A 444-nucleotide genomic window follows, 5' to 3' on the forward strand; every position below is an offset into this window, starting at 1 on the left:
CGCGCGCTTCGCCTTCGGGGTGGTCGACCGCCGACTGCATCAGCTTGTCCAGGCCTTGCAGGGCGACCTTGGCCTGCTGCCAGCGGGTCAGCACATGGGTCAGCTGGGCCAGTGGCGCCATCATCCGCGACGACAGCATCGACGCTGCCACCAGGCTACCGGTGGTGAGGTCGCCGGCGATCACCATCGGTGCACCGACCACGATGACCACGGCAAAAACGGCACCTTGCACGTTCTGGGTCCAGGTCACCAGGCCGTTGGTGAGCGTGCGCAGGCGCAGGTTGGTGTGTGCACAGGCTGCGTTGTACTGGTTCCACTGGCGCTCGAAGCGTGCCTCGGCCTGCAGCGCCTTGATTTCGTCCAGGCCCTGGATGCTTTCCACCAGCATGGCGTTGCGCAGCGCCGACTCGCGCATCGAGGCGTTGGCCAGCCGCGCCAGGCGCC

1 protein-coding gene is annotated in these 444 nt (G+C 67.3%); it reads right to left on the reverse strand.

Annotation, left to right across the window (positions count from 1 at the left end; genetic code table 11):
* The coding region (locus G1E_RS29235; protein ID WP_371259907.1) for an ABC transporter transmembrane domain-containing protein at nt 1–444 on the reverse strand (444 nt) is incomplete at both ends.

This window comes from Pseudomonas sp. TJI-51, from assembly GCF_000190455.2.
In the GTDB taxonomy this organism is placed as follows: domain Bacteria; phylum Pseudomonadota; class Gammaproteobacteria; order Pseudomonadales; family Pseudomonadaceae; genus Aquipseudomonas; species Aquipseudomonas juntendi.